This is a genomic window from Rhizobium sp. BK289 (genome assembly GCF_014193575.1).
Classification (GTDB): domain Bacteria; phylum Pseudomonadota; class Alphaproteobacteria; order Rhizobiales; family Rhizobiaceae; genus Rhizobium; species Rhizobium tropici_C.
This window is the reverse complement of the sequence record NZ_JACHZO010000036.1, coordinates 1-6226: the sequence shown is the minus strand read 5'-3', so window position 1 is coordinate 6226 and position 6226 is coordinate 1. Positions and strand designations below refer to the sequence as shown.

The window sequence follows — 6226 nt, the reverse complement described above, 5'->3', positions numbered from 1 at the left end:
GAACTTGCCGCTTCGTCCATGGTGATCTCAGGCTTCCTGCGTTGGGCAGGTGCCCTGGCGCTCGCTGGCTTTACGCTTCTTGCAACCTTCATCGCACTGCGCTTCTGGGAAATGGCGCCCGGCATCGACCGCATGATGGCGACCAACGCCTTCTTCGAACATCTCGGTCTCGCCGGCGCATTCGTCTTCGTCGCCACATTCGACTTCCCAAGGGGGGCGGGCAGATGAGCGTCGCAAAAACATCGGAGGGAACCTTTGCACCCCTTGCCCAGCCTGTCTTCGCGGTCCTCTGGATCGCCACGGTCCTTGGCAATACCGGAAGCTTCATGCGCGACGTCGCAAGCTCCTGGCTGATGACGGATCTTTCGGCATCGCCGGCCGCGGTCGCCATGGTCCAGGCGGCCGGAACCCTGCCGGTTTTCCTGCTTGCCATTCCGGCAGGCGTTCTCACCGACATCCTCGATCGCCGCAAGTTCCTGATCGCCGTCCAGGTGCTCTTGGCCTCCGTCAGTATTTCGCTGATGCTTCTCTCGCAGACGGGCATACTCTCGGTCAGCGCTCTGATCGGGTTGACGTTCCTCGGCGGGATTGGAGCCGCGCTGATGGGGCCGACCTGGCAGGCGATCGTTCCGGAATTGGTGAAGCGCGAGGACGTGAAGAGCGCGGTGGCGCTGAACTCGCTCGGCATCAACATCGCCCGCTCCATCGGGCCTGCCGCGGGCGGCCTGCTTCTTGCAGCATTCGGAGCCGGGATCACCTACGGCGCCGACGTTGCCAGCTACATCGTGGTGATCGCAGCTCTCGTCTGGTGGCCGCGGGCTAAGAATGGAAACGACGCGCTCCAGGAGAACTTCTTTGGGGCGTTTCGAGCCGGACTTCGCTACACCCGCTCGAGCACGCCACTGCACGTCGTCCTCCTGCGCGCCGCGATCTTCTTCGCCTTCGCCAGCGCCGTATGGGCTCTTCTCCCGCTCGTTGCCCGCCAACTGCTCGGTGGTGATGCCAGCTTCTACGGTATCCTGCTCGGTGCAGTCGGTGCGGGCGCGATCGGTGGAGCCTTGGTGATGCCTAAGCTGCGCCAGCGCCTGAATTCCGATGGCCTGCTTCTCGTCGCGGCGGTTGTCACCGCCGCCGTCATGGGAGTCCTTGCTCTTGCTCCACCGAAGTGGGTTGCGATCATCGTCCTTCTCCTCCTCGGTGGTGCATGGATCACCGCCCTGACAACGCTCAACGGCACCGCGCAGTCCGTCCTTCCCAACTGGGTGCGCGGTCGTGGGCTTGCCGTTTACCTGACCGTCTTCAACGGAGCGATGACTGCCGGAAGTCTGGGGTGGGGTGCGGTCGGCGAAGCTGTCGGCATCCAGTTCACCTTGATCATCGGAGCTATCGGACTGCTTATCGCCGGGTTCATCCTGCACCGCGTGAAGCTTCCGGCCGGCGATGCCGACCTGGTGCCGTCGAACCACTGGCCCGAGCCTCTTGTCGCCGAACCCGTTGCCCATGACCGTGGCCCGGTTCTGATACTGATCGAGTACAAGACCGAGACGCAGCACCGGAGCGCATTCCTGCATGCCCTCGACGATCTTTCCAAGGAACGCCGCCGGGACGGTGCCTACGGATGGGGCGTCACCGAGGACTCGGCCGACCCAGAGAAGATCGTGGAGTGGTTCATGGTTGAATCCTGGGCTGAACATCTTCGCCAGCACAAGCGGGTTTCCAACGCCGACGCCGATCTGCAGGGCAAGGTGCTGGCCTACCATGTCGGTCCCGACAAGCCGGTTGTCCGTCACTTCCTGACGATCAATCGACCGTGGGCGGCGTGACGGACAGGTTAAGGCTGGCGGCTACGGCCGTCACCCAAACATGTGATCTTGAGAACTATGCTGATGGACTGCACCCCTTTGGTGAGACAGCAATCGGTAACAGTTCTCCCGGCCGTGAATTGCGTCTGATGTCTCTTGCCGCTGTTGCGAGAGGCTGGCTTCAAAAGCGTCCGGCGCGAGATAGTCGAGGGCCGAGCGCAGCTATCCCGGCGGGAGATCGATAAGGCGACGGGAAACAAGATACCACCGAGCTTCTCATCTTACATGTGGAAAGCCGGCAGGATTGTTCCGGTTAACGAGCCTCCCCAGGGAAACTGAAGTTGGGATGGAGCTTCAGCAGCGACCGACAATTGATGGTGCTTTATGTCAATGCCCGGAAATGTCAGGTCAATCGGGCCGAGTACGCGGCTGTGGGGCTCGGGGTTATCATGCCGCTGTTTCGAGCGAATGTCGGCGAAGTGCGCAGGATGGCTTTGTAGGAGAAGAGCGCGACGTTGGTTCAGGGGAGCGGCAGCGCCAGATCAGGTCCGGCGCTGCGAGGAAGAATGCAAGCACTTATTGCTGCGGTGCGACCATATTGCCGACCGCACCCCCGGCAACGGCTCCGCCGACAACACCGAGGACGGTTCCGAGGGTCTTATGCTTCTTGCCGCCAAGTTTGTTTCCAGCGATGCCACCGACGATGGCGCCACCGACTGCACCGACGTTCTGGCCATTGATCAAGGAATTGCCGCCACCGTTTGCGATGCTTCCCGTGGACTGGGGGTCGACAACCGGAGTGGGCTGATACTGCGGTGCCTGTGCGGCAGCGCGGTTGTTGTTGCCGTCAATCATACGACCGGCCACGCCACCAACGACGGCTCCGCCGAGTGCGCCGGCGACCGTGCCCAGTGTTTTGTGCTTTTTGCCGCTGACTTTGCGACCGACCAGCCCGCCGGCGACAGCGCCACCGACCGCGCCAACATTCTGGCCGTTTATGATGGACATGTCCTGAGCATGGGTGGCTACGGGCAGCGTTGCGATAGCGGAGAACAGCGTGATCGCGGCAATCGAGTTCTTGTATACCGGAGAAAGGCGGGTAGGCTTTATTTGTAGTGACATTTCATATGTCCTTCGGGGCAAGAGTTTACTTCGCCAGCCGTAGAACATTATGAATAACAACTGCTTAAGATGCCTGGAACTGGTGTCGGCAAATCCTGCTCGGAGAATGGATAGGGAGACGCGGAGCGCCTCAACTCGTGCTGTTCACCATCGACGAATGTTTTGTTTGTTCGTGATGATAGAAGAGGGTCGCACTGAAGTCTCAGTTCTTCGTTGTTCCTTGTGCCGGCCAATCGCTTACCTGGGCCGTCGTGGCGTCTTGAACGGGAAGGATCTGACCGGCGCCCGCGATGGCGCCATCGATATCGATCGCCGGCACGGCCAACAGCTCTGTTAACATTAAGGCGCCATTAATAGGAGAGTGCAAATATTTCCGCATGCGTGAGAGTGGAGTTCAGCTGAACTGTCGATCGCTCAAGATTTCAACTTGAAGCAACGGCTTCGAAAGGAGTGAAATGATTGGAATGATCGGTGGTAATACTAAGGCTCAACTTGCAGCATTGGCCAGCCTCAAGGCAAACGTCATGATTGCCGACAGCAAGTTGAACATTATTTATATGAACGACGCTGTCCGCAAGCTGCTGACGGCCGCCGAACACGACCTCAAGAAGGAACTCCCGCGCTTTGCCGTCGATACCTTGATCGGAAGCAATATCGATATTTTTCACAAGAATCCGTCGCACCAGCGCGACATGCTCGCGCGGTTGACGAAGCCCCACAGCGCAACCATCCGCGTGGGCAGCCATAGCTTCGATCTGCACGTCACGCCCATCATAGAAGGCGGAAAGACGAAGGCGTTTGTGGTGGAATGGGCTGATGCAAAGGAGCGCCTTCTCAACCTGGATTATCAAAACCAGATGGCTGCGATCAGCCGTGTGCAGGCCATCATCGAGTTCACCCTGGAGGGAGAGATCGTTACAGCCAACGAGAACTTCTGCAAGACGATGGGCTACACGCTAGACGAGATCCGTGGCAAGCATCACAGCATGTTTGTCGACTCTGCTTACGCCGCCAGTTCCGACTATGCTGAGTTCTGGAGCGAGCTTAAAAGCGGCCGATTCCAGGCGCGTGAATTTACGCGCGTCGGTCGAAACGGCAAGAAAGTCGTGCTGAACGCCTCATACAACCCCATCCTCGACGAGCACGGAAAAGTCGCCAAAGTGGTGAAATACGCCACCGACGTCACGGACAGGGTTTTTGCCGTTACGGAAATCGGCTCGTCCCTCAACCAGCTCGCCGAGGGCAGGCTCGATTTTCGCCTGGAGCAGCCGTTCGCAGCCGACTTCGAAAGCCTTAGGAAGAATTTCAACGACGCTGTCGACAAGCTCGGCATGGCTCTCAGTTCCGTGGCCGAGACGACTGTACGGATCGATTCCGGCACTCGCGAGATTGCCGCAGGTGCGAACGATCTGTCGAAGCGGACAGAGCAACAGGCGGCGTCCCTCGAGGAAACGGCAGCCGCTCTCGACGAAATTACCGCCAACGTCAACAGCTCGACGAAGCGGACCGAAGAGGCGCGTGGTGTCGCAAGCCGGGCTAATCAATCCGCGGTAGAGTCCGCCGAAGTGGTTTCACATGCGGAAGAGGCGATGCGAAAAATCGAGGACAGCTCGCAGCAGATCTCCAACATCATCGGCGTGATCGACGAGATTGCCTTCCAGACCAATCTGCTGGCACTGAATGCCGGCGTGGAAGCTGCGCGCGCCGGGGAAGCTGGAAAGGGTTTTGCGGTCGTCGCGCAGGAGGTGAGGGAGTTGGCGCAACGCTCAGCGCAGGCGGCCAAGGAGATCAAGGGCCTCATCCAAACGTCCACCTCCGAAGTCGAAAGCGGCGTTAAGCTCGTACGCGATGCCGGCCAGGCGTTGAAAACCATCGGAGACTTCATCATCGAGATCAACAATCATATGGAGGCGATTGCTGCCTCCGCCAAGGAACAGGCGACCGGCTTGGCCGAGGTAAACTCCGCCGTGAATTCCATGGACCAGACGACCCAGCAGAATGCTGCCATGGTCGAGCAATCGAATGCGGCGTCCAATGCGCTTGCTGGAGAAGCAGGCCGGCTGCGTGCCCTGATTGCGCAGTTCAGTGTCGGCACAGCCCAGACTTCAGCACTGCGGCAAGTGGGACGAGCAATGGCGCTTCCCACCCCGCGCGCCTCATCCATGAGGTGACGTAATTTTACACCCCCTCAGCGGCAAGTTCGTCCGCTTCCACGATCCATGAAGGGTCCCACTCAGTCGCTACTGCGAGGAGTAAGGTCGCATGTCATTGACAGAAGACGAGAGGCTGAACCTTCTTTACGAAGCAAGCATTCTTGATACGCCGCCGACGGCGGAATTCGACGCCATCGTAAGTCTTGCCTGCAGTATGTTCGATATGCCGATGGCGTTGATTTCGTTTGTCGATGAGCACCGGCAATGGTTCAAGGCTCGGCAAGGCTTTCCTTTGGCGGAGGCGCCGCGCGAGCGTTCCTTTTGCGGTTACGTCGTGGAAACAGGCTCTCCGCTCGTCGTTGAAGATGTCAGCGCAGACTCCCGTTTTTGCGGAAACATTTTCGTCAGAGACTGTTCCGTCCAGTTCTATGCGGGGGTTCCGCTTTCGGAAGGGGAGACGTGTTACGGCGGCTTTTGTGTCCTCGACACCAAGATCCGCCGCTTCAGCGATCGGGATCTCGAACAGCTCCATAGTCTGGCGAGCGTCATCATGGGCCTTGTCCGGGAGCATCGTCAGCAAAGCCTGCTGAAGGAGCAGCAACGTGAACTGGAGTTGAAGCAGGCGCGGTTCGAACAAACCGAGCGCTCTGCCAAGATCGGTGGTTTCGAGATGGACCTTAGCACCGGTGCGATCGTCTGGTCGGATCAGATATACCGCACCGTGGGATTGCCGATCGGCAAACGTATGACTTCGGAGGAGGTGATCGGCTGCTATGCTCCCGAAGAACGTGACAGCGTCAGGCGCAGAATCCGCGACGTCCTGAACGGAACAGGCACCGGAGTTGACAAAGAATACCGCATCATCACGCCGGAAGGCGACGAACGATGGATTCGCGTTGTGAGCGATATCGAACGCCTGCAAGGCGAGCCAAGACGCCTGTTCGGCATCGTTCAGGATGTTTCCGAGAAAGTGCGCTATGAGCAACGTCTGCTCCGGGCAGCAAACGCCGATCCTCTTACAGGCTGTTGGTTTCCGCGCGGAACTGAGCCGGTTTTGGAGTGAACCCCTCGGGCTGGACCAGCGGGGCGCTTCAAACTAAGCCGCCTGCTGGGCGAGTTGGGTTTCAAATTCTTCTGGCGATCGATAGC

5 protein-coding genes and 1 pseudogene are annotated in these 6226 nt (G+C 59.1%); 4 read left to right on the top strand and 2 right to left on the bottom strand.

Going from position 1 to position 6226, the window contains the following annotated elements; genetic code table 11:
* Both FHT84_RS31175 and FHT84_RS31170 read left to right on the top strand, forming a co-directional pair.
* Window positions 1-228 (top strand): annotated as a pseudogene (locus FHT84_RS31175) (DoxX family protein); the annotation flags it as partial.
* Window positions 225-1823, top strand: a complete 1599-nt coding sequence (locus tag FHT84_RS31170; RefSeq protein WP_113251775.1) for an MFS transporter — start codon at window positions 225-227, stop codon at window positions 1821-1823. The pseudogene FHT84_RS31175 and the gene FHT84_RS31170, both read left to right, overlap by 4 nt.
* A 555-nt stretch (window positions 1824-2378) precedes the next feature.
* On the opposite strand, the gene FHT84_RS31165 is transcribed toward FHT84_RS31170, so the two are convergent.
* Together FHT84_RS31165 and FHT84_RS31160 are read right to left on the bottom strand one after the other, a co-directional pair.
* Window positions 2379-2924 carry a glycine zipper 2TM domain-containing protein gene (locus FHT84_RS31165; protein WP_210279002.1) on the bottom strand — a complete coding sequence of 182 codons (546 nt, stop codon included), beginning with the start codon at window positions 2922-2924 and terminating at the stop codon, window positions 2379-2381.
* A gap of 202 nt (window positions 2925-3126) precedes the next feature.
* Window positions 3127-3264, bottom strand: a complete 138-nt coding sequence (locus FHT84_RS31160) for a hypothetical protein (protein ID WP_183765872.1) — start codon at window positions 3262-3264, stop codon at window positions 3127-3129.
* A gap of 115 nt (window positions 3265-3379) precedes the next feature.
* On the opposite strand from FHT84_RS31160, the gene FHT84_RS31155 reads away from it, so the two are divergent.
* Together FHT84_RS31155 and FHT84_RS31150 are read left to right on the top strand one after the other, a co-directional pair.
* Complete coding sequence (locus tag FHT84_RS31155) at window positions 3380-5095, top strand: methyl-accepting chemotaxis protein (RefSeq protein WP_112345233.1); 1716 nt, start codon at window positions 3380-3382, stop codon at window positions 5093-5095.
* 97 nt (window positions 5096-5192) lie between these two features.
* Complete coding sequence (locus FHT84_RS31150; RefSeq protein ID WP_246698690.1) at window positions 5193-6140, top strand: GAF domain-containing protein; 948 nt, start codon at window positions 5193-5195, stop codon at window positions 6138-6140.
* Window positions 6141-6226: the final 86 nt, after the last annotated feature.

Excerpts from the sequence above, each read along its gene's own strand:
- FHT84_RS31170 (WP_113251775.1), top strand. The coding sequence starts at position 225 with ATGAGCGTCGCAAAAACATCGGAGGGAACCTTTGCACCCCTTGCCCAG.
- FHT84_RS31165 (WP_210279002.1), bottom strand. The coding sequence starts at position 2,924 with ATGTCACTACAAATAAAGCCTACCCGCCTTTCTCCGGTATACAAGAAC.
- FHT84_RS31160 (WP_183765872.1), bottom strand. The coding sequence starts at position 3,264 with ATGTTAACAGAGCTGTTGGCCGTGCCGGCGATCGATATCGATGGCGCC.
- FHT84_RS31155 (WP_112345233.1), top strand. The coding sequence starts at position 3,380 with ATGATTGGAATGATCGGTGGTAATACTAAGGCTCAACTTGCAGCATTG.